The following is a 26,673-nucleotide window of genomic DNA, read 5'->3' as shown; positions in this document are numbered from 1 at the left end:
GTCCAACAGGCAATGTTACCAGACCAGTGCCTGACAGTTTTTCTCCTTTCACACCCGTCGCGCCTCTTTTGCGCATCGACGAGACAATAGCCTGCCCTGCTTTTGGCGATGGTTACCGCACCCGGGCTAACGGAACAGAAATAGGCATCAGGGTATACCCCCAGGGCGACGCCGCTCCGCCACTGCGACTGGCCGACATCACCCTTGATGTGGAAGGCTACCATTCACTCGGTTACAAAGATCCGGCACAAACGCTCCAGCGGCTGGTTTTTGACCTCAAGAAATTGGCAGGACTGTTTCTATACGGTGGTTTTAACCGGCAATTGCTGACCTTTCTTCACGGACTGCAGATTGCCAGTGATCCGGGTGGCCCGGATCACAAGGTCCCTCTTATCAAGGCAGAGTCCGACCGATTATTTATTGACAGTGACGCAACCTTCACAAACGACAGTCAGCCACTGATTCGTCTGGGAGCCGCCGATCTTTCCCGGCACTCTGACGAGGCTCTTGGACACGGACTGTCATCCCTGTTGGTACCTGCATGGCGAAAAACCCTGACCGACAATGCCGTGGCTGTGGCCGGTATTGAACAGCTCTGGGGAATCACTGACAACAGGCTGAAAGCACTGCAACCGCATTATGGGCTTGATGAACGTTACCAGGCCCGGCAATGGCCACCAGAGTCCGGTGATCTATACCAGCGACTGATGTCAGGCCAACGCCATGACCTCAGGAAACGTGGCGGCACAGCCGAAGACTTTGTTGATGCCGTCCGGGAACTTTATCAGGGTGACGGGCTGGCGCCAGCACTTGCCAGCGTTATGGGAGACTGGCAAGCGTCAGCGGAGAGTAACCGTACAGGCGGGGAAATGGCGGATTTGCTCAAGGCCATCGAAACCGTTTACGACGAACAACCGTTGCGCAGTGAACAATGGTTTTTCCGCAGGGCGCTCGATGACAGTCTGGACTGGCTGATCGCCCGAGATCCCAACAATACGGCTCTGGCAAACCTTCAGCGCCTGAAGAAAAATGACGAAGCACAACAGGATGAATACGATGGCCTGTTGGAGCCGGAACAGGCGCCGCTCTTTAACGACACCACCAGCAGCGTTCGGGGCAGATTCCTTACCCTCAAGGCTCTGGGTGACTGGATAGGGGTTTACCTGACACCGGACTATCTGGCCAGTTCCGGTAATCAGACCCTCGCCAGTGACCTGCGGCAACTGGTGGATGCCAGCGACCTGTTCAGACACCGGTTGAACAATACCGACGCGTTACGAATGCTGTCGGGCAACGTAACGACCCCGATAAGACCTGACACCCTTGGCGACATACACGACCAAGGTATATTTAAGGTCCACCCCGATGAGCGCAACAGGACGATCCCCGGGGAGTATGTCAGCTTGATTATCCCCGATCGCAATGGTGCGTTCCCCGGCAGTCAGTCCGGCCCACTGCCCTACCTGCCCATCGATCATGGTGCGGAAAATGACACTGTCCATGATCTTGCCCCGAATAATGGGACAGACCTTGCACCCATTAACCAGACAGTCAATAACGGCACCTTCACGCTTATCCCTTTTGATCCGGATGAGGGGAACCTGCCCTACGGTTCCGGATGGCTGGCAGGCCATCTTTCGTTCTTTTACCAACTGGGGGAGGCATTACGGCTGGCGCTTGGGCTGGCACCAGAAGAAAATATCAATGCGACCAAAAACCGGATTCGTACTGAGCTTGGTTTGCCACGGCACTATCCCGGACAGGACAAACTGCCGTTACCGGTAGTGAACCCCCGTCAGATGATGGTCAAAGACACCCTTTCCGTTGAGGTAAGGTTTAATCAAACGACAGAGACAGACAGTAGAAAATCTGTGCGTCTGGCAGTGACCGGACGCGGCTCCCTGGGACGTCATCTGGAACTGACGGCAGAGCCTGACAGGAACGGTACTTATCGTCTGCAACTGGCTGCCATTGGCACTATGACCGCAGATGACAGTCTTCTGCCACCTTCCCTGCGGCACCGCTATCCGGCAGTCACAAGACCGGCAAAAGTACAAAGGGTTCGCCGTTCCGATTCTGATCCTGTGGCAGGTTCAGACTTGAAATTAATTGATAAACTGATTCCTGACGCCAAGACGTTCCATATGGAATTTGAGCCGTTATTACAGTATCAACGGATCTTGAACGCAGACTTGAACAAACGTTTTGAAGACCTGTTCTCGTCTTTTATGGTGTTTGATCGTTATCGCCATGTGAATGCACAATCAACCTTTGTTTCGGCGTTGAAAATCTACGAAAAACTCACCGCCCTGATCGTGAATCACCCACAGGCAACCGGCGTAAAATTTGCGAAACTGGCTACCAACATCCGGCGCTGGTTAGAAAGTAATCTGAAGCCAGTCCCTCCACAGCTGCATTTTGTCAGCGTTAACCCAACCGATGACGAACTGAAGCGTATCCGGTCATGGATTTTGGCCAATTCAGAGTCCGGTTTAAAAATAAATCTTTGGTATGACCCCAATGCAATGCTTGCCGGTGTGCTTGCCGAAGCCCTTAAAGAGTCAATGACCCGTAAATTGGCCGGTCAAACCAATCCCGGTAATCCCTCTGATTTTGAATCGGGTTTACTGAAAGACCTGATGAAGTTACAGGATGAGGCCTGGAAAGCCATAAAGCCAAAAATAGAACGGGGCCAGCCGTTTGATCAGGCGGTGAAGAATTTTCTGACAGGCCACCTCAAATACAAGGCGGACCTTGACAAAAAAAAAATCCCAAATGCAGAAATCCTTGCAGGAATTTGCACGGCAGATAGAGTTTTCTTACCCACAGGCGAAGTTTTCCCTCATCGATCTTAATAAGGTCTGGACCGCTGCCTACGGGGAAGATGGTAAGGAGACTGAAAAGGACTATTACAGGGAACTGGGGTTGCGTGGCCATCAGCCTGCGGCTGAGGCACTGGTGAAAATGAGGGTGATGGCCACCCTCGGCGGTGTTTATTCTGATACGTCGCTTTCGCCGGCATTGAATGAGGATCTTTTCAAGGGTGTTGATTATTCAGGCGTCAGCAAAACAGATTGGGACAGGGTAAGGGCAGTACAGACACAGCTGGTCATCCGGCAGCTTGGCAAAGATTTCCTTCCTGACGATCAGGCTCCTGCCATTCAACAGAAGGTTGCAGACGATATTGCCTGGTTCGGTGAAAAATACCCCGAGTTGAAGAGCGACATTGAACAGCGTCTGGCGAGTGCTGATCCCTCGCAACTGTTTAAGCCTTTGGAAAAAATTCAAGTCATGCCCTATCAGGCCTGTGTGCCATCAGAAAAAAATCCGGGTTTATTTTTCGCGGCGGCACCAGGCAACCCAAACATTGAGTTTGCTCAAAGCACGCTCTTATTACAACATGAAGATATTAGTCGGCTGGAATTGTCCAGTTTGACAAATTGGAATGATGCCAAACGAAAAGAAGCGGTTTTAACCCAAACAAAGGATGCTGCTGCGGCATTGGTTTATTACCGACTCAGAGGGATACAGAAGTTTGGGAAAGGCTATCAAATCCTGAATGGCGATGAGGCATTGAGGGAAAGCAAGTTTGCCATGAGTTGGACGGCAGGCTACGAAGCTTTACTGGATGTTCTGCAATTTTCAGCCAGAGAACACTTTACCATTTCCAGCGCAGCGGCAGCTGTCCGGGACCAGGAAAACGATATCCGGCGTTATATAGACACGGATCCGCAAAAGCCTGGCCAATACAGCCAACAACTGGTTCTCCAGATGGAGTCTGGCGATGCTAACCCGATTAGCAAGGCCAGCCATTACCTGTTTGACAAATATAAAAACCGCGAACCAACGAGAGTTAGTTATAACTCAATCCGTTGGCTGGTCAATAAGGGCAGTTATTGGTCAGATGGAGAGACAGGCGCAAGGATTAATACTGCCGATATTGGTAAATTTCTGGACGGAGATAGCCGAATTCATGTGGTCGGTGCGGGTCAGTCCAGCAATGGGAAATTTACCCTGAGCGGGCAAACCGCGTCAGACCTGTCAAAAACAATCAATGAATTGATTGCAGATACTCCTGTTAAAACCATTAACCTGGTTGGCTCAGGCATTGATCACGACGGGCTTGTCAGCCAATACCTGAGAGAGACCCTGAAAGCAACAAAAACCCAGGCAGTGACTGCCCGTGACGGTCTTTTGAGAGTGGATATCTGGGGGCGTCTGTGGGTTGGCCTGCTTGGAGACACGGGTCTGGTGACCTGGTCGCTGGCCGACAGGTCTGACAAGCTGAAAGCGCTTCGCATGAATGAGGGGGACGCCAGAGTCGAACGCTTGTCTGAAAAAAACCTGCTTGCTGAAAGTGCCGCTGGAATGCGGCAGTTGTCTTCTGTATTGTCAGACAACAGCGGGTTGCTGGGGCCCGTCAATCCCGATGATGCCATGCCGACTCTGGCGATGTTCAAGCACAGCCTGAAGCCCCATCTGGGTACTCTTGGTTCGGATAATTTAGCATCGCTGGAGAAAAAAATTGACCAATTTGACCAACTTCGCCCAGAGGGAACGCCCCTTCAAAAATACGCCCTTGTCTATCGGATGCAGGAAAACCTGCCCAAAACGTTTATGGGTGAAGCAGCCGTCTCCCTGCTGGACGCCACAATAAAGCAGTACCTGCTGGATGCTTTGGTCGAGGTACCGAAAGAGCTTAACACTATCTGGATTGGGCCTCTTAAAAAAGGTGTTGAAGACTGTCTCAAGATCTGGGTTTCACAGATTCCCGCCTGGTCTATGACGCTCTGGTACGATCCGCAAGCGTTTTTAGCGCCCATATTGGCCCGGGAAATACGTGAGTCTGTTGCCGCTGAGAAAGTACCCGAATCATTCCTGAAAAAAGAAAATGCCAGGAATGAATTTGTGAAACGTTTAAATCAACTGCAAGATCTGGCCTATAGCACTATAAAAAACGGCATCGCCCAGGGTAAATCCTTTGACGAAATGGCAAAGGCGTTTTTAGTCAACCATTTGGGTATGGATGAAAGCGAATTAGAAAAAATACGAACAGACAGTCTGAAGCAAATGAAGGCGTTCAGCGACGAGTTGGCCAAGCTCAGGAGCAGCCCTGTATCTGGTGAATTCAAGCTGGCAGACATCAATCAACTCTGGCCGACAGGCAATAACGCCAGCCTGAAAAAATGGTACATCAAAGAACTTGCACTAAGGGGGATTTTGGCCGCTGCAGCAGATTTGGCAAGAGTGGAAGTACTTGCCAAAGATAAGGAAGGAGGGGGTGTCTATTTGGACGTTGATATACTACCTGCTTTTAACAAGGAATTGTTTAAACACCTTAGATTTCCGGATTTTTTTCCCTTTGGAGACCGTCGGATCGGTCCGAATTACCCCGTTAACCATGCAATCATTAAGTATTTTGGCCAGAAAGGGCCGGAACAGCTGTTTTTTGGCCGGACACCTGATCCGGAACAAGAGAAATACTATGACAGAATAAAGGAAGAATACCCTGATCTTATTAAGGGCATTGAAGAAGCCATAGCCAACCACGGCGAAAAACCCCTTTTTGTCTTTCAAGATTCGCTCAGGGTTATTCCTGGTTCAGTGGAAATAAAATTAATCTACAAAGAAAAAGCAAAGATCAACAACAACTTGATTATCGCGCCACCTGACAGTGAGGCTCTTGACGCAGTTAAGAAACGAATTATAAGACGTTATAAATTAATTGAACGTTTAAATATCGATAAGCCATTAAACGCTGCCAAGACAGATATAGACAAAACTGCAAAATCAATCGCCAGGGAATTGAATATTGATCAGAGAATCGCCTACAGTTTTTTTGATTACCGGAAAGATGGAATATTGCAACAGGCTAAATCGACGATGGCCATATCAGGGTCCCAAGGATTTATAGAAGTCTCCCAGAATTATTTGTCTGATTTTTTTTCAAATAAAGACCCTGTTGGTCTTGAAGTAAAAGACTATTTCATGCAAGTCAATCCATTAGCACAGATTGATTTAGTCAGTTACGATACTGATGAATGCCCCAGTAGCTGGTTACCCAGAACGGATAAAACCAAGCGTTATGCCCTGACTGCTGAGCAAGACAGTGATTATAAAAATCAGGTCATTCTTCAGCTGGACGACAGCGACAATGAAACCACAGCCAGGTTATATCTGGCAAACAAATACCAGCCCGATTTCAGCCGCCATATAGTTCTGGATTCTTATGGTTCCCTGTACGACCCGAATACAGGCCACGACATTAAGCTTGAGGCATTGCAAGCTGATTTTCTTAAAGACGACACCCGCATTATTGTAGTTGGCCACGGTAGTCAGGTTCAGGGGGATAAGGCCGACTCCAAAAAGTTTCTTCTGGGCGGGAAGACGGTTGCGCAACTGGCCAAAGTGCTTGAGCGCATAACCGGCGGGCGCTTTGTCAGAACTGTCAGTCTGGTGGGCTGTGGCGCTGATGCCAGTGGCGAGCATTACCCTGTGGAGGCTTTCGCCAGAGCACTGTTTGGTGAAATCCGGACACGTCGAATCACGGCTCGTAACGCTCTGGTGGCGGTGGATGAGTTGGGGCGCAAATGGACGGGTGTGCTGCCCGCCAACGGCGATCCGCTGTGGTCACAGTCAGACCATCGCGTCAAACTGGTGCTTGAGAAAGACGACCGGGGACAGTTAATAACCCGCAAGCTCCCGGTTGCAGGAGGGTTGGTGAAAAAACTCCGGAATTTGCCCGTTTTACCCACCGGCAGGGATTATGTTCGTCTAGGTAAAGAGAGTGACCCTGATTTCCAACAAGCCAAACGTTTACTGCTTGAAGCGATTATCGAAAACAATGGCAGGCAGAAACTCTCCGATCTGATTGAGGATTACAACCGTCGACTCTATCAAAACACCGGTGATAACCTTTCTCCTTACCAGTTGATGCCTTTGCCGACTGCCGATGTCGAACTCCCTGTTGCCCGGGCCGGGGCTTCAAAAGAGCTTCAGCCACAAGAAAAACGTCAGATGAGCGCCTTTGTCCGCGCAGACTCAATCGGTGACCCGTTTTCCGGGGTGGGTCTGGTGGCCTATGGCGATCCCTTTGCCCGGGAGAATTTTTTCCGGACCCAGCAGGCGGGGTATCAACTGGCCCGGAAAGTCGCAAACCCGCCATCCAATGCGATGACAGCATTGTTTACTCGCCTGTTGCTTGGGTCTTTGCAGGACATTGTCGCACCTGGTGGCAATGACATAGACCCATTCCGGATCTCCAGCCCTGACCTGATAGCTTCTGTATTCGAAAAAGATGACCTGCTTGCCCTCTCGGTCCAACGGTCACAAACTCACTTTTCCGACTTGAGCGATTGGTATATCAAGTCTCTGAAAGATTTGCTGGGTCACTATCTGACGGACCAAGCAGACAAAAAAGTACTGAGACTGAACGCCAGAAAAAGGAGCGAACAGAGAAAGTCGCTGCAAGCAAGCCTTTCCCTTGGGATTAACAAAAGGCTGAAGCACGATCCTGATGGCGCTCTCAGTTCTACTGATCCTGTGTCTCTGGCCAGTGGTGAGGCTTTTGATAGCGACAAACACAACAAGTACCTGCCTGTTGTCACCGACCTTTCGGGTGAAACTTATGTTCTGGTGGACTTGCCAGAGACCAGGAGCCTGGCTTTTCCGGATAATCTGCGCAATATCCTGTCTATGCTTCAGTCCTCTGGTCCGCTTGGATCGCGTGATGCCCAGACACTGATCAATACCATTGAGTCAGCCTATACCCAACACTCAGACTCCCTGGTAGGACAGCAGCTTGATGAAAAAATAGACCAACTGCCGTTGGCTGATGTAGTCACACTGGCCAACGAAGTCATTAACATGGACTCGGAGCCTGATGCTCTGCGAAGCCTGATACGAAGACTGTTGCTTCGTCTGGTGACCAACGCAGAAAAAGCTCTGGACACTGATCAGAAACCCGATCACCAGGAGAGGTTACTGATCGCAGAATTACTCGCCCTGGCCCCCGACGAAAGGGTCTTCATCGTCGAGCTCCCACCTTCAGGAAACCGTCATCGCAAGGTTTTTCTCGACGGTTTGATGTCTGTCGACAAGCATCAGCGTTTGACCTCGCAAACCACCATGGGGGCTCGTTCACCCTTTTTTTTCTCGACCGTCCAGCACAGAGCCTATCGCTCTCAGCTGCGTGAGCTGTCGAAACTGGATGGAACCCCAGATAGGCTGAAGCCTTTGCTTGGTTATTTCAGTAAACCTAATGAATTCGCCGATGCCCTTTTGGCCTGGCGCAAATGGGAGATAGAGACTGGTTTTGTCGCAAGAAGGGTGCCCATTAGTGTTCGCCCGGAACAAGACCGATTGCTCGCGGACAGTCGGGTAATTGTCCTGGATTGGGAAATAGCCGGGCCTTTCCTCCAGATTGGATTGAAGGATGTAGAGCATTATTCGTCTGATGCCGACCTGGCCCGGGTGATGACCCAATCCTACGGAATGGCTCTATTCCTGCAACTGCGGTTAATTGGGGCAAACCCATACATTCTCAACAGTGCTTCGGAGATATGGCAAACACAATTCTATAGTGATCCTCTTGGTGAGTTCGGCTTTGACAACAGTATGACAATGCGGCGGTTACCGGATCCCGGCGACCCGCTTTATCGTGAACTGGTCCTTGATAGCAATGACCATGGGCTTAAGTTTGCCGAGGGTACTGTAGATGATTTCCGGCAGGCACTGGAGGTATTGTTTGAGGAAGGAAATCTCTCCCGTTCGGTCAGAAACGTTATTCGTCACCTTGCAAGAGCCCCGGTGGGCTCTGTTTGTACTTTTTCAGAAGGTCTGGTTAAAGTACACGCAGAGTTCTGGAAACAGATGCGGGATTCACAACTGAGGTCTGCACTGCAGTTGCAGGACCCGGATTACCAGATGTTAAAACAACGAATAGCCAGATCTGGTTTATCCGCCAGAAAAAAGAATAGTTTATTTGCAGATCTGGCTAATATTGAAAGCTCGTCAGGCAAAACGTTTTCTCATGACACGGACGTCTATAGCAGTGAAATAAAGGAGAACAGCCCCGGAATTATTAGTGAAGTGACACCGGATTCCTATGGCGATAAGGGTTCGGTTTCGAAGATCGCGATCTTGTTCTCTGCCCGGTTTATCAAACATGTTCTTGAAAACAATGTTCTCGAAAACAATGTTCTTGAAAACAATGATCCAGAAAACAATACTCCTTCCAAACAACTGTTTTCATTACGCAATGAGATTATCAAAACCCTTCGATTGCTCAGAACCACCTCTGAATTCAAGGCTTTTTCCGACATCCTGGCAGAGGATCAGAGCCAGGTCTTTGGTGATCTCCGGGCTCTGGTGAATCAGGGCGTTATTGATGGATCTTTCGGGACAGGCTTCGACCAGGCCAAAATACCCGACTCTGTCCGGCTCTTACTGGTCATTACTCCTCCCGATCCATCCACTACAGAAACGCCACAGCCGGTTCTGGTTGATAATACCGGTTGTATCCTGAAAGTAGATCCAAGCCAGTATTTCACCGAAGACAAAATGCTGGTTGGAGACTATCAAACTTTCTCAAGATCAGGCCTGATAGCAGGTTATATTGTTGCATCAAATCGGCTGAAAGGTTTCAGCAGCGATTTTGAAACTATTCGAAAAAGAATTCTGCCTCAACTTGGCATTAAGGGATTACAAAAAAAGAGCAAAACTCCGGAGACACGTCGGGACGATTATAGAGGACAGATCGGTCTTGAAATAGAGAATCTCATCACAAAAGTGGATGCTGAAGACGGCGAATTGCTTGCACGCAGTCAATTAAATACTAATGAGCTTATTAACCCTGATTATCCTGATATGCTCCTGTCTACTGATCTCCATGAGGGTCGCTCTATCATTGAAATCATTACCGGACCCAAACCGCTCTCGGCTTATCTCAGTGAATCCTCAGCTTTATTTCATGCGACCAAGACAATGGTCTCTGTTTTAACAAAAATACCTGAGGGTGGTTATACCGTAGGCGATTTAGTTAGGGCTTATAATGACGAGCTACTTGGCAATAACCCCAGAGGTAATTCAGAAGATTTCAGGTTGCTCACCCTTGATGAATATAGAAACAGTCAAGTTTCATTGCTGCCTGACATGATGGAGGCAGCGATAGCGGCAGAAGCACAGATACCGCCTTATCGTATTCATGTCAATATTGGGGTCGATCTTGGTTTGATTGGGGATATAACCTCCTATATTCCCAATCTTTTTGTCTCAAAGACAAAAGACATATTAAGGAAAGTTTTTCATTGGTGCCAGTATAAGGCCTCTGTCATTTCAGAAAGACTGAATCTGAATTCTGACTTGCTGAAATCCATGTTTACCATGCATTTGTACAAGCAGGCATTAGACAGTTCAACCGGCAATTTTATGAGGGGGAAAATGAATATTCCAGGTACCCCTATCAATAAAATAAGAGGATTACTGAGACTGGGTACCGCTGATTTTTTAATGACTGTTATCTCTGATTCGGAGGCCGCCCAACTTAAGTCAGCCATCCGGGATTACAGCTGGCAGGCCTTTACTTCGTTGCTGCAGGAAACGGTCAATGAACTGGCCACAGTGGGATCTGAGGCTGAAGGGCTTGGCAGGGCGTGGAAGGTTCCCAAACAGCGATTGCAAGTCAGGTTAAAATTGCTGTTCACCGACCTGTTGGATCATCGTGTCGAACATGGAAAGATGGTTATCCCCCCTGGTGATCTCTCAGATTATTTCGAATTACCCCAAGGCGAGAACAAAGGACCGAAGCTGGGTTACATAGATGTCATAAGTCCACTCTCAAGACATGATGTCACTTACTATGTCGATGACGAGGGTCAAAACCATTTCCTCGGTACCATGGAGGTTCGAAAACTCTGGCCCAATCTCGAAAACATGGCTTTTTCCCCTCCCGAGCCCTACACGATTTCGATTATAAAGTCCGTTCAAACCCCGGGGTTACTGGGAGCAGACCCGGAGATTGACGGGGTTTTTTTAACAAAAGCCCAATTCCTGGTCAAATCTGAAACCGAAACTCCGGATTACCAGCGCTGGGTGAAGCAGTCCATCCTCGACCGTCTGGGTCAACTCAGCCACGCCAGGCTCAAGCATGTAATCCGCACCTTCGTCAACCGTCTGCAGGAAACCCAGGACACAATCCAACAGGACAAAGTGGCCCGGTTGCTGCTGACTGCCAATCTAAGGGCAATAACCGGCGGGCCGTCAGGTTCAGCCTGGGACACTCTGGCGCAGTTGCAAAAAATGCAGTTGCAAAAAATAGTCTCGGTGGATTTTCAGCGGGCAAGCGAGGGTCAACGGCTTCCTTTAACAACCACTGACAATCTGGCCCCCTGGAAACAGCTGGCAGAGCTTTTTCTGCCCATTGAGTTTTATACAATCCTGGACTTGTTTCCTGCTGATGAAGGTAAAGCTTTTATTGTACCGGTGCTTAAATCGGAGGAGATACTGTCCGGGTACGGAATCTCTCTGAGTCGTGTGTTTCAGGAAATAACGATTGTCTTTAACGCTCAATGGCACTCGTACCAGAGTCGCCTGAATAACAATCCGCTGACCCTGACAGTGGGTACAAAAGACTCGCTGCCTGAACACCGTAAAGCGGTTTCCATAGGAAAGCTGTTCGCCATAGCCCTGTTAAACCATCCCGATGTCGCAGTGCTCAGGCAGGCCCAAAAAGCATTGCGGGCGACCTGGGGGTTATCGGCAATCATCACTGGCCGCAGTTATGGCCTGAGCAAAGGACTGACACTGGCCATTTTGCCAGACCAGCAAGCCCCCCAAGACAGTAACAGCAAGGTGCAAACGGGGCCTGCTCCCCTGGTGCAGCTTACCGACATCGGGATGGTGATAAAAGACAGCGCATCGGGCCGGATCATCCTTGAAAAGATAACCGACACTGTTCCCAGACCTGACGGATCGGACAGCACAAGGCGCGAGAGCCCGACAAAGGTCAATGGCTCACCATTGACGACTCAGAAATGGCTTGGTGCCGAAGGTCAGCCGGGATTGCAATGGCTATCGGCCCCGTTGTCTCTGGATGAACTGGACACCCACAAGCTTTCTCTGGAAGCCGACTTTTATGGGAACCCTGAAGGGCAGTCCATTGACTGGACAAAAACCACTGGCGGGGCAGACACCGGAATCATCCTGAGGTTTCCCTTTGAGAATCTGGATACGCCGGTGTTCGCGGCACTGTTTGCTGACAGTGACAGCCCTGAAGGAGAAAGGCTGCTGGCCAGCCTGAAGTCAGCCAGAGTTATCGCGACAGCGGTTATCCCCCCGGCCTCAGACGATAACAAGGCAATCCATGCTCAGTTAAAATCGCTATTTACCCTGTTATTGTTCCGGCTGTCGGGGGACGACGACTCTCACGAAAAACCCCTGTTTCCGGGAATAAGGCTGGCAGATTATATCCATACCTACCTTTCCGACAGTGCCGTTAACTCACTCAGTGACTACATTAAGCGCGTTGGCCTGCAACAGGTCAGCAAAGAACTGGCAGCGAAGCTCACTGTCCTGGCCCAGCGGGATACCCCGGATCTGCAAGCAAGCGTCAGGATCAGAGACCTGCTGGGGATGGCTCTGGATTACCGTCTTGCCAACGGCGCCGGGCTGCTGCCCGGCACGCTGCCGGACGAGTACTCGCTGCCCCTGAAGGATAACCAAAAATCCAGGGAACTCTGGACTGGCCGGATGTCAGCAGACCGCACAGCGCGACCTGTCGCTACAAACGCCGATGGCCATTATCTTCTGGACCTTGCCCTGCCGGGTCAAACCGGCATGGTGAAACGCCTGTTTCCGGGAACCCCGGCAACCCCCGATAACCTCCAGAGCCGCCTCAGGCTGGCTTTGCAACCAGACCGGCTTGGCCAAGATCCGGAAATTACCCGTGCGTTTCTTGAACTGGCGATGTCCAGTGTGGGTAAAGCCGGCTGGCCGTGGTTTTCGGAACACTTTTCCTCATTACCCCAATTGCAGCGTTTCGCAGTGGTGGAAGCCTTGGGTCAATATCGCTTGCAGTATCCGGAGGAAGATATTAAGCAGCTGGCCCGTGTTTTTACCAAAATCCAGCTGGCTGAGGTGAACAGGCAGATCAGTCAGGATGATCAAGCCGGGACACCGTCGGCTTTTCGCATCAGGAGTGTGCAACCCCTCGCAGATGGAAGCCATCGCTTCAAGCTGAAGACCGACGCGGGGATTATGCCTGTCCTGGCTGACTCCCTGGAGCCAGTGACCGGACTGTTGACTCAACAACCATCAAACAAACCGTATCCGCAATGGATGCTATTGTCGGCCAGTTCACACAGCAGCCAGTTCCCAGGGGCATTTCTGGATACACACCACAACGAAAGACTGTACCGACAGGCCTTGCACAACAGCGAGCTGGATCCCTACCGCTACCAGCATGATGTCGAGCGGTTTATTAGAATTTTCAGTGATTTTTCACCGGACATCTATCGCCAGCGATTCCAACAGCAGCACTCGCTTGACCTCAGTGTCGGCCTACCTGTTCACTGGCAGTTAAATCCCCATATTATCTTGCAGGCGTCCCGGTTGCAGGTCGGTGATAGCGCTGTAACTATTGAGCTTGGGATGAAGGATAACCCTTCGCTAAGACACGGATTATTTGACTCAGTCGTCAGCATGTTTTACGCCATAGGTCTGGCCAAGAGTGTAGAGGCTGTTGATACCGGCCTGTTCCAGTCTGGCTGGCCTGAGGAAGCCGGGCGACTGGGTCAACTGGGCAACACTATTGATTATGATTCTGTCCGGCAATGGGATTTCCTGCCTGCGGCAATGAACCGGGATTCAATTGCACTTTATCCTGACCCCGCTGGATCATCCATCACTCGGGAACAAATTAAACAAGAGGTGACATGGCTGTTCAATCAGAAGTCTGAATCATTATCATTGAGACTTGAAGCGCTCTTTGAGTGGATTCAGGAGCATCAGAATGACCAGAGTATTCAAACCTTTACCAGAGCACTCTATGAGTTTGAGCGCGACCTGCCTGATGGTGAAAGAGCCCTGTTCAGGAAGGCTTTCACTGATCAGCAGATCAAATTACTGAAGGATGTTCTGACGCAGCAGGCCCCTCACCAGTGGGAACTGATTGACTACGTAGACACACTTAAAACAACGCCCGATTCGCAGGCCCCAACCAATGCCAGCGGGTTTGCTTCATCGGCGTACTGGCTGATTGAGTCTGACAGCGACAGCGACAGTGACAGTGACAACGACGGTGGCAGGAAGTTGAGGATTGTCATCTGGGACCCTGAGGCGCAAGACAACAAACGCTGCCGACGTGGGGTCGACGGGTGCAGTACTCGCCTGCTATCAGCAGGAAATCTGGCGGACCGCCCCTTTTTGGACATTGACAGCACGGATATCAGTAACACCGATACCAACAAACCTTATTACAAAGTTGAGTTCCTTAACCACAACGATGAGCTGTACCGGGTGCTCAGGCGCTCAGACAAGGATATTACTGCCACCCCCCTGGGCCAGGCTTCCGTTTATGACAGCATCCACGATAGCAACGACTCCCCAGCTGAGCGGGTGTTTTCGGACGCAACATTGGCCACCACGTCCGTGGCGGTCAGGCGTTCCGATGGCAAGGTTTATCAGCTGATTTCGGAAGCTGACGGTCACTACCGGGCAGTGAGTTTGCAATCCGGAGATAAGCTGTTAGCGTCGTACGACAGTAACAGTAAAACCCTTATTCCGGTGCTGAAAAAAAACGACCATGGAAAGACGATTTATGGTGTGAAACTGGACGACGCCGCCGCAGGGACAAACGGGCTGTTCAAACTCAACCCGAAGGAATCGCTGAAGGATCAGTTAGCCGCCGCCCGCCACTGGCTGTCAGCGAGCAGTTCCGAGCTACGGACGCTGACGGGCACAGACGACAGGATAGCCGTGATCCTTCCTGCCGACTACCGTCCCGGCCAGAAACTGGCGAATCAGGCCGAACGGCTCTTGTCAGAACTGAGAGTCTTTGTTGCCAGCTCCGCAGGACAGCGTCTGGTCAATGCCCTGGGGTTCCCTGACAGTTTCATCAAACCCGCCACTATGACCGAGCTGGACAGTCAGCTGCTGCCCGGTATGAAGCCCCCTGCCCCTCTCAGGCTGGTGATCAGGTTTGGCAAACAGGCTCTTGCTGACCGGGTGATACCCTATCGTCCCGGGGACAGCGGGGACACCAGTGGCAACCGGCTTGTGGTGCTGAAGGTTGACCCGGCGGTGTTGACCGGGCAACGCCACTCCACCAGTAATTACCTGGGAGCACTGGCCTCGGTCCTGAAGGATTTGTGTCGGGCAGCACTGGTCAGTACTGATAAGGTGAACTCACCAGCCATCGCCATGACCTGGTTGCAGGGGGCCAAAATCACCAGTGCCCGGACGCTGCTGCAACTGGAAAACCAGCTTCGTAAGCAGTACGACCTGCTGCCCGTGCTGGCCACGGCATCAGCCCATACCCCTGTTCAGGAGGTCACCTCAGCGGGCGGGATAACGACTGTGAAAAACCGCCATCGGGTCCGCATTGCCTATCAAGCCATTGCTGAGCCTCTGTCCGGCTTTGCCCGGCTGATAGGGGATATGGAAACCCGTCGACTGTTTCAGCGGGTTCAGTATTATTGCAACCAACGGGTTGACCGGTTATCCGACGCTGGTCGTGCAGGGCTGAGAAACCTTCGCTCACTGTTAACGCAGCTGGCCTGGAGTGGGCTGGTCAGTCAGCGCATGGTGACATCGCAGCCCGCACTGCTGGCTGATCCGGCGGACGTGGTCACAGCCGTGCTTGATGACAGTGAGCTGAAAGCACTGGCCGGGATCAACAACCTCGCCGGGCAGCTTGAAGAGGTGTTGACCGATGCTCTGAAAGACCGACGGGGCATCGCCTTCACAGCGGCAGAACAACAGGGATTATTGCGCTGGCTAAGCCGTGCAGAGGCGGTTCTTACGGACGCACAGGCCGTGCGCAAGGAATGGGCTGAGCCCGGACAACTTCCCCTCGCTGCGGATTCCCGCAGCAATGTACCGGTCACCACTGGTAACCGAAAAACCCTTGCCCTGACCAGCACCGGGCGGCAACCGGTCACCCGGCTGAATGATCAGCCTCTCATTGCTATTGAAAGCCAGAACGGCCCCCTGTCCGCTCCGGCAGGCGATGAGCTTAGCGGTTTGCTGGCCCTGTTGAGACAGGAGTCACCTGACAGCCCGCAGGCTGTCGCTGCTTTAAGGACCGAGCTTGGTTGGGCTCCAGCAGTTACCGACCCGGACTATTACCGGGACGCGATCAAGCGTACTCTGTTATCACTGTCCCCACAGCAGACCAACAACCTGGATGACACCCTTGTTGATTTGCTCAACAAGCCATCCCTGACCGACGGTGAGTCGCTGCTGGCGGAGTATTTTTTTCACCGGCGGCTCAGGGGGCTGGAACCCACAGAGCCAGCCAGGTTGCGGGCGGATGCCCTGCGGGCCAATAAATGGCTTGATCTCCTGCAAAAAAATCCGCCACCGCTTCCGGGACCTGGCTGGGAGCGCCCGGCTTTCACCCTCGATACCGGGTTGGGCCGTTACCAGGCTCAGGTTCAAACCAAGGACGGGCAAAAAACGTTCACGCTGGGTCGCCGGGATGACCTGGCTTTTTCCAACCGGGGGCCCGGCTACACCCTGACTCACAGCGAAGGCGACCGCAAGCAGGTCTTTCGCCTCCAGCTTCCTGATGGCTGGCCAGACCGTCTTTTGCCGATCAGGCTGGTTGTCCACATGGAGTTTTATCGCAAGCTGCAACGGAAGGGCAGTATTGGCAAAGAGCAATTACAGAACGACATTCAATTCATTGCCCGGGGGATGGGGGAGCCTCGTCTATCGCAGCTTCTTCAGGCGCTGGTGCAACCCGTCAGGGATGCAGGCATTGCCGATATTAGCCCTTTTAAAATAAAAATCAGCCCCAGGCCGCTCTGGCCGTTGGTGGACAGTCGTGTCGAGGTGAGTGAGGAAAACAGTGCCCACGCCCTGTTATTGCTGGGCACGAAGAACAGGAACAGGCCATTTATTTTCCGGGAAACCCTGACCAACCTGGTGGGTGCCAGTCTGTTGAAGGCACTTGAAGGTGGTGGAGGGTCGCTGACAGCCCTGCGCCAGCAGGTGCGCCAGCAGTTCGGGATCAACACCGCGACACTGCCTGACAAGGAGTCGCGTCCCTTGGGACTGACCCGTCAATACGCACTGACTCTGGCGGTTGACCCCCCTTCAGGCACAAGCCTCTATCGGCAACTGGTCGCAGGCCATCATAACCTGCTGTTAGCCAAAGGTACGAAAGCCGATTATCGCCGGGCATTGGCGTATTTAGAGTTGCATGACAAGACCAGGATTCAGGCAATAAGGGATAGCCTTGCTAAAGGGGAAATTACAGCCAGTGCCCGTGAGAAAAAACTTTTCAACGAGGTTGTCAATGATAAACAATCCTCAGCGCCCCTGGTTCCAGATGTCTCTGATAATACCATTGCCTCCTACAAGGCCTTGCCCTCCACCTCTGAGCTGGTCAACGTGGATTACCGGGCCTTCTGGAGCGTTGGTTCCGGTATAGAATCCCTGCTCGACGCCAGACTGCTGGGGTTAAGTCGGGCGGCGGCAGAAAATTTTCTGTCCCAACAGATAGAGGTCGCTAAAAAGCATTTCAGACTAAAAGTCGTTGCCAGCACTTACCTGAAGTCACTGCTGGTTCATTTTATCTACTGGAAGATGGAGCAGGTTCTGGGTGACACCGGCCAGCCAGCCAGCCGGATACGCTTGGGAGTGACCGATGCGGTGACGACCATACTGCCTGACGGCGATATCGATGACATCGCAAAACTGATGTACGTTGATCTTTGGTTGGAGATAAATACGCCAGAGAGTCCGAGGATATCCACTCTCGTCGCATTGGAAAAAGCCTGCACTTTTGTTGCCCGGGGACTCGGCTGGAAGTCTTTTGACACTGGCCTGCTGGCCAATCTGAAGCAAGATGTGGACACCGTATTCCATGAGGCGGTAGCACTGCGACGGCGCGTCGGAAGGCCGTTCCAGTTGCCTGTTAATCAACAACCGGACGCCCAGGGTAAAGAGCCCACGTCTGTGCAGGCTATAGCGGGGCAGGATCAGATCATTGAAACCTTCGCCAGCAGCCCTCGTTATGCGGTTATGGCGGATGCTAAAAGGCGTTATATAAAAATAACTCCGGCGGGCCCGGGCAATCCTTTCTCGCTTATGTCACTCCAGTCACAGGATGGCCTGAAGAGGCTGTTACGGCGGCCTCTTAATCCGGGCAAAAACGCTGCAGCCACTCAGGCTTACCTGTCACAGCTGGCACGCCATTATGAGGCTTTTAGTGAACTGAAAGACATTAACATGACCGGCCAGGTCAATGGCGTTATTGACAAGATGGACCATGTCACCCGGCAGCAGTTTGCCGATGGTTTCCTGCACTATGCCCGGCAGTCAGCCATCCCGGCAGGTCTGGCTGAAACCATCGCCGGGAAGTTACTTGCGGCAGAGCTCAGCGCCCTGGGTTCTCTGCCTGAAACGATTTCTACCGGGCTTTATCAGCGGCTCAACGGGCTGCTGAACCTGACCGGGAAAAAGGAATTTTCACTGACCTCTGGCGACCTGAATATTCGGGTGCTGACCGACCCCTCAATCACCGCCGATGCCTCCTACCTGATGCCTGCCCAAGGCACACTGGTGCTGGGCAATGGCGGTGCCGACAGCCCGCTGACCGCCGCCGCAGCAATGGCTCTGCTGCAGGCATGGGAAGCCCAGAAACCGGAGGATCAGGCAAAAACATTCCTGGCCCTGCATCAGAAGCGAATCCGATTGCCAGAGGGTGTGGAAAGCCTGTCACCAGAGTCGCTGGTCAGTGAGTTCACGGTTAAGGAAGGCAAGCTGGCACTCTCCGGCCTGCTGGAACGTCTGACCAGCTTTATCGGGCTGGCAGACAGGCTGAAGCGGGAGAATTTTTCCGGAGCCCGACTTCTGGCCAGAAAGATTCGCCAGAACGTGGCCGACAGCGTTGCCGCACTCAGGCGTGATATTGATTTTGGCCAGATGGCTGAGCTGGTTGATATCACCGACCGTGATTTCCGGAGAACCTTGCAGGCACTGGACAAGGCTGGTTTGCCAGACGGTCAGGCAGCAAGACTGCCCGATGCAGACTGTGTTCTGTGCGATGGTTCCGGACCGATCAGGACCGCGATGGCCCTGATAGACAGGGTCAGCGGGCATCTGGATGTCATTGAGGCCAGTGATCACTTCATCCATACCAGGCAGAGTGCCGGTGACAAGGGGTTGCTGGCAGACGCCTTCCTGCTGCTGGAACAGGGACGTTTTGCAGCGGTGGTCACCGAAGACATTATGGACAGCCCGGCGTTCCGCAAGGAGCTTCTTGAACTCTTACGACAGACACTGGCGCAAAAGCAGGAGCTGAATCCGGAGCAAGTCATTGATCGGGTGGCCACTTTGCTCAATGACTCGGGCTACAGTGTCGACGACACCCGCTTTGTCAAGCAACAGCTGCTTGGCAACCCGGAGTTCATGGCGAGCCTGCGGACCCGAAAAGGCCAGGTCGGGGATGGCTCTGAGCCCGGCAGCCCGGGTGACATCAGGTCGATAGCCGGGCCGAAAAAAGTGCAAGGGAAGTTTATGCGCATGCTGGATAAGCTGGATCGCAGTACAAAATTCAATACGGGCAGGATGATTTACGGCGGGGTAAGTTCCGTCTATGGCCTGGCCATGGCCTCGGTGTCACTGAATAACCTGGCAAAATACGGAGACGAGATGCCTGCCCAAGCCAGGGACATGGCCTATGCAGGTGCGGGCCTGGGCACCATCAACTCGGTCTACAGCATTGCCACGACCGCCAACTGGGCGCTGAGCAAAACCCTGGTCAAGACGAAAAATCCGGCAGGGGCCATTGGCGTCGCGTTAAAGCTGGGCCCGAAAGTGTCACGAAATGTGGCCAGGGCGGTACCCATTATAGGCGGTGTCATTTCTGTTGCGCTTGGCGCTTCTTCACTGGTCTCTAATGCCAGCAACGCCGATGCGGCAAGAAAAGCTGGCCGCCATAAACAGGCGGCTATTTTTGGTGCAATGGCCGCTTTGGATGCCATTACGATTGGCCTTGATGTGCTCAGTACAGCACTGGACTTCATCAATCCAAAGCTGGGTATTATTGTGGACGTAATCAGTCAACTGCTGAGTTTTCTGCAAACGGCGCTGGCGGCCCTGGTGCCGCCTCCCACCGCCAGGGAGGATTTCAGTGCTGTATTGGAGAGCGATAAATTCAAGGAATATCTTAATGACCAGGTAACTCACTTTGAGAAAGAGGGCTACAGGTGGTTTGTGCTCCACCAGGATGCCACTGGTTGGCTTGACCAGGATAATTATAAGGAGGACCTTGAGACAGTGAAGAAATCCTTTCTCCGGTTTTTGGATGGCAAAGGAGACAAAGGACTTGCCCTTCGTGATTTGATCAACGAAAGGCGAACCACGAGAGGATCGTCTCTGTCGGACTACATGTACGGTGAGAAAGGGTTCAAGATCTTTTATGGGCTGGGTGGCGATGACATCCTGATCATTAACGAGGGAGAGCTGTATGGCGGTGCCGGCAACGACAGGCTGATCCTGAAAAAAGGCGTGGCAAAAGGGGGCGCTGGCAATGACGATATACGGATTGAAGAGTCAGGTGCTGCCCACGGGGACAGTGGCGATGACGTTATCCGGATTGTAAAGACGGGTACGGGTTACGGGGGCAGTGGCAACGACATCATCCGGATTGAAAAGACGGGTACTGCTCACGGGGGCAGTGGCAATGATGTTATCTGGATTGGGCGCTCAGGTAAGGCTTATGGGGGATACGGCGACGACACCCTCTACCTGTCAAAGGTCGATGGAATCGGCTTCGGCGGACCGGGAAACGATCAGATTTATTACGGCAAATCCCAGTATGGCGACGCGGGTGATGACCGGCTCATTGACCAGCTCGGTGCCGTCGAACAGCACGGTGGTACAGGTAATGACCGTCTTTCGCCAGGGTTAGGCTATGCACGCCTTTTTGGTGGGCCCGGAGAGGATACTGTTATTCTGCCCAGTCTCTCGCTTCCTGTTTTCCGCCAGGAAAGTGTAGGTAATCTCACGACTCAATACAGTATTGGTCGTTATAGCATCAGCAGGTTCAATGATCAGTCATTCAAAACCACTGATCTCACGCTTCACTACCGTCATGGTTACTCTAAGCCATTACTCTGGGCTGACTTGAAAAACGAAAACTGGCTTAACCGTTTTTATCGTTACCTCATCTTTCAGGGGTTGAACCGCGACCACCCGGATAGCCAGGAAACAGGCAAAAAATCCGTTTTCGATGTTTTTCGTGTAAAGCTTGCCGGCCAGTTATCGGTGACTAAGGCATTGATGACGCACGTCACACCTGACGCCAGTCACACAGGCGTCAGTCGAATTTCTGATATTTACAGGGATCAGCTTTACTTTTACCTCGGCAAAGGCCGGTACGGTAGCGGGCGGGAGGAAGTCCACCTCTATTTTTCGCGTGAAGGCGTTTTCGTGATGAAAGCCGACCGCTCCCTGTTGTTTTTCGAAAAGGGCAGCCTGCTCAGGGCCAGTGAAAGTAACAAAGCCATTGAATTCTTCGCGACCCTCGTGGACTGCCTGATGACCGGTGGCCGTGTTCAGGGTATGGAAAATCTGGTGGGTTCCGAAGACGGCTCAGAAGTTTACGGGACCGACCAGCGCGATAACATTTATCTCAGGGGCGATGAAAATAGTAACAACATAGTGAATGCGCGAGGGGGTGACGATTTTGTCTATGCCAGCAATGGTACAGATGTAATAAAACTGGGGGCGGGCAATGATCGGGCGGTGTTGACCGATCAAAATGCGGTGCACGGTGGCCCCGGCACAGACACCATTTCCTATGCGGTTCGAAAGGAAAATCTTTGGCTGGATATGACCAACCGGGATCCGTCATCGGGAGAGGTGGTGACCGGTGTCGAGGTTATACAGGACTCCCCCCACGATGACAAGATCAAAGGAAACCATGAGAATACGGTTTTCATGACCACCGGTGGCACCAATATTCTGGATGCCGGGGCTGGCAACGACACGGTCATCACTGACGGCGGAAAGACGTCCATCTGGCTGAGAAGCGGTTTTAACACCGTAATACTGGGCGATGGTCACCACAAGGTTTATACAGGCATTCATGCCGACTCAATCAGGGTAAGTGGCAACAACCTTGGTAACCATAAATTTTACGGGCACAAACCCCAGCAGCCTTCGACAGGAAAATGGCCAGTCCTGGCCATCCGCTGGGAACGATTTGGTGCCGGGTGCATCCGGCAGCACAAACAGCTGGCCAGCCTGACTGTCAACCCGGTTAGCGAGCGCATGGACCTGGTTTTCAGCAAACAGAAACCCAATCATAACGTCACCCTGGACTTTAACACTCCCGACATCCCGCCGGTCACAGTCAGCCACGTTAATAGCCACTGGTACCGGGAGGATTTGGCCGGTACGGGCCGCTGGCAGTTCGTAGACGGGGATGTGATGAAGCTGAGAAATACGACCCTGTCAGCTTATTTTGGTTCGGGAAAAGGTTCTTGCAAGGTCACCAGGAAAGTGGATATCTATCCCTTTTCCAGAGCGCAGATGCTGGCATTTTTGAATCGCTACCCCGGAAAACCTTTAGGTGAATTCCGCCGGAATCGGTGGCGTGACAGGACAGAGCTGGAGAGTCTTGCTAACGAAGGAAAAAACCTGGGCGTCGGCCTGCACCGGATTAGCAGTGAGGAAAGTAATAATCTCAGTCTGGATATTGAGTTTCGTTTCGACTCTCCCGGTTGCAACCCGCGCAGTGGTGTTTTACGCAAGCTGACCCTGAAGCCGAACCAACAGCTGGTGCGCTTTGAAGGTCTGACCCCTCTCATTGAGAAGCAGGTCAAGTCCTTCAAAAATGGGAAGAACGTTATCTCTTTCAAACCAAAGCACACACTGACTTTAAAACTGGTTAAAACCCATGCAGACGGTCGCAGACGAAAACACGGCCATCGTACAATATCAGAATTAAAACCGGTCTCAAGACAATGGGACGAACTGTTTCCCGGTCAGCCAATGGCGAAAGCCCTGGCCATGCTGGAGATACGTCATAGCTTTGGCTGGGATATGACTTTTCTTAAGGTATGCGGGGTCTCCAGGTCATACAACAGTTCTGTGATCATACCGGATGCTCACCTTGACCTGTCTTCGGACTCACACTCTGGCGTCCCCATCATTATTGGCGGCCCGGGCAACGACCGGCTAACAGGAAACCCCTCTACGGATAATGTATTGCTTGGTATGGGGGGGCACGACATTCTGAAGGATATGGGAGGCAATAACCAGTTCGTGGTCGGCATGGGCAATGCAACCGTTATTGCTGCTGGGGAGGGATACAACCAGCTAATATACGACAAGCTCTCGGTTCTCTATGGTCTCCAACTCCTGCGGAAAGGCTCCACGGGAACCAGTATCAAAGTCGCTTTAACCTATCAACTGGATGGGATGACCGTCAATGTCACCGAGGGGATCGCACAGACTCGATGGCGAAATACGGAAACAGGCAGCTGGCGTTATCACCAGACCGTATTCAATGGGATCGTCCAGATTGCCGGGACCTCGGGAGATGATTCCTACTATGGCAGCAATGGTACGGATATTTTCAGCACCGGGGGTGGTTTGGACAAGGTGCACATGGGGGACGGAGACGACCGGGTCATTGTTAACGCCCGTTGGCAAAATGGCACCTCGCTGGACGGCGGCAGCGGTGCCAATACCCTGCTCTTTGATTTGCCCGACAGCCATCGTGTAGTTGTTGACCTGGAAAGGAGTTTAACGGTCAAGAACTTTGTCCTGGAAGACTCAGGGAAGGGCAAGATAAAACTTTCCGGTGATGATAAAGATAACATTTACGTGTCCAGAGGTTCTCTGTACAGTTTTAATGGCAGGGGAGGAGATGACTACCTTTTTCTCCTGAAGCAGCCGAAGGTCACCCATTTAAACGGTGGTCCGGGCACCGACACGATAGATTTCAGCCAGATGACCATCGAGCCGCCTTTTGTCCGGCTCAATCTGTCTTTAAGAAAAAAAGCAGTGAGCTTTGCCTGTTATGCAAGCGATTCGGGAGCCTGCCCTCCCGATAAAAACGTCAAAGGTCATATGTCTTTTACGGAAAGGTCGTCCAAATCCAAGGGCACTTCCGAAAAATTGTCGACAGCTATCAGTAATTTTGAGATTTTCAAGGGCCCCGATTCCGGCGATATGTTCAACATTCCGGCCCTTGCCGGTATTACCGTTGATGGCGGAGGTGGCAATGATACTTTCAGAATTTCCTCTTCCGACACCTGGGGCAATAGCTCAATCACCTCCACTATAGGAGGAGCTGGATACAACAAACATTATGGCAGCCAGAAAGCTGACCGAATGGTGGCGAACCTGGGGCCTGACCTGCTTTCCGGCGACCTGGGCCCGGATATTTACGTTATTTGCCCACAGGCCAATGGCACCCGGATCGTCGACCGGGACAACGGGAATAGCCTGATATTGCACGGTGTCCAACCTGAAAAGCTGGACTGGCGACTGACTGGGAATTATACCCATCTGGAAGTGAACAACGACGGACATTTCTTTTTCAGCATCGATTTAGGGTACGTTCCCCAGTGTGTGCGCGAAGATGGCAGTTTGGTCACCGGGCACTTTATCAACAGCCTGGAACGGCATATCTGGCGCCTGACAACCATTGATCCGGCCAACAACGGAAGCAGGCAGCTTAGCGGCAAAAACCTTCGAGATTACTATCACGCCAAGCTGACTGTGGATAAACGACTGGATAGCACTTATCAGCTTGGCAATCTTACCGAGCCTGTACACGGCGGGCCCGGTGATGACGAGTTCTTCGTCTCAGGTGCTGTCAGACCGGGGGTTGAGCTGTTTGGAGAGTCGGGAAATGATATTTTCCACCTCAAAAGCAGCGGTGTCAGTGTCCATCCCGGTTCCGGCAATAACCTTGTCAGTCTGGAGCTGGAGAATGCAGATGAAAAGGGTGCGCTAAAGCTATTCTTTGCTCCTTCTTCGTTTAACCGGGTTCGTATGGCTGGTGTCAGCCTTGCGGATGTGCAGGCAGCCAGCTGGCGTTCGCTGGATCTACGCAATGCTCCTGACAGCGGTGACCAGACTCGCTGCCCAGCGGGCTTATCCCGCCTGGTGCCTCCTCCGGTCACCGGCGGCAGTTTTATCCTGGCAGCCTGGATTCGCCGGGGCCTGCCGCTGGGCAGGCGAACACTGGCCGGGAGCACACTGGTTCATTTTGCCGAGGCTGACAGCTCTGATGCCATCAGCCTGAGCCTGAAACCCGGGAAGCTGGAGGTCAGACTAACGGAGGGTGCCAAGGTCTTTCATCGAGGGGTCAGGCCCTTTTTTACCTCCCCCCAGCTGCACCTGGTCATGACAATAAATGACAGTGGTTTTCTAACCATCTACCGGAATGGCCAGATTGTTCTGGCAACCCAGGCCTTCAAGCCAGCCAGGAAAATTCGGACGCTTAACTGTTATGACGCTGACAAACTCATCATCAACCAACGTCTCCCGTCGTTTGAAGGCATAAAAATGATGGCGTCCGGTGCCGATCCCCTGGTGAGAATAGGCACTTGGCAGGAGCCTGACCTTATCTACGCCAATGGCTGGCCAGACAGCCTGGAACTGGATGACAGCATTCTCGATGACAAGGTAAAAATTGCTCAACGACTCGAGTCGGGTTATTCACTTTCAAAGCAAACCATCCCCGGACATCAGTACCTGATAGATGAAAAAAGCACCGTTTACCACTTTGCTGGCGATGACTTCTCTGACACTGACCAATGGCTTCTGGCAAACGCCACAGGCACGGCTGACCAGCTCGAAATTAATACCCATGACTGCCAGAGATTGCGCTATCAAAAGTCGGACGAGGATCTTATCCTGACTGTCAGGCCTAATCATAACCTGCTGAAAAACAGTGAAAATAGCACCAGGCCGATCAATGCCACCCAGAGCCTTCGGGTGCAAAATTTTTTCAGTGAGGGAGGCGAGACCATTGAGCGCCTGATCGTCAATAACAAGGTGCTCAGCATGAGCGAGGTGCTTGCGAAAGTAGACACCCCGCAGTCAAATGGCAGGCGCTCAATGAATGAGAGCATCCCGGAGAGGGCACTGGCCGCTGAGGGTGGAGGCAACGGAACCCAGCCTTTACTGAACAGGATCATTCGTAAGGGGCAACAGCTGGCAAATTACCTGGGCAGTCTGGCCGGAGCTAAGAAAGACGACGCTGACACAGGTGAAGCCGAGAGTGAGCAACCCGAGGTAGCGAGTCAGAATGACACCGAATTGAACCGACACTATCAGCGTCTGGTTCAGGAACTCAACACCACGACTGGCAATCACAGTGATGAGAGCCCGTCGTTTGTCCCATCGGCAAGCCAGGGAGCGATGCAGAACCTGACGACCCCGCAACCTTCGACTAGGATTGGTCAAAACTAAACGACCTGT

At 52.2% G+C, this 26,673-nt stretch carries 2 protein-coding genes (1 of these 2 only partly in view); both read left to right on the top strand.

Going from position 1 to position 26,673, the window contains the following annotated elements; genetic code table 11:
* A protein-coding gene (locus ACOJUN_RS17905; protein ID WP_422133272.1) for a hypothetical protein crosses the window boundary here: on the top strand, positions 1–2,855 show its 3' portion. The gene continues 757 nt to the left of window position 1, outside the view; only the last 2,855 of its 3,612 coding nucleotides appear in the window; its start codon lies off the left edge, out of view; it ends in the stop codon at positions 2,853–2,855.
* Positions 2,788–26,664 (top strand): TcdA/TcdB catalytic glycosyltransferase domain-containing protein, encoded by a 23,877-nt coding sequence (locus tag ACOJUN_RS17900; RefSeq protein ID WP_422133271.1) that lies wholly within the window; start codon positions 2,788–2,790, stop codon positions 26,662–26,664. The genes ACOJUN_RS17905 and ACOJUN_RS17900 overlap by 68 nt, the downstream gene beginning before the upstream one ends.
* Positions 26,665–26,673 lie beyond the last annotated feature (9 nt).

The organism is Endozoicomonas sp. ALD040, assembly GCF_049275945.1.
Taxonomy (GTDB): Bacteria; Pseudomonadota; Gammaproteobacteria; order Pseudomonadales; family Endozoicomonadaceae; genus Endozoicomonas_A.
The sequence above is the reverse complement of the archived record's forward strand: the minus strand, read 5'-3'. Positions and strand labels throughout refer to the sequence as shown.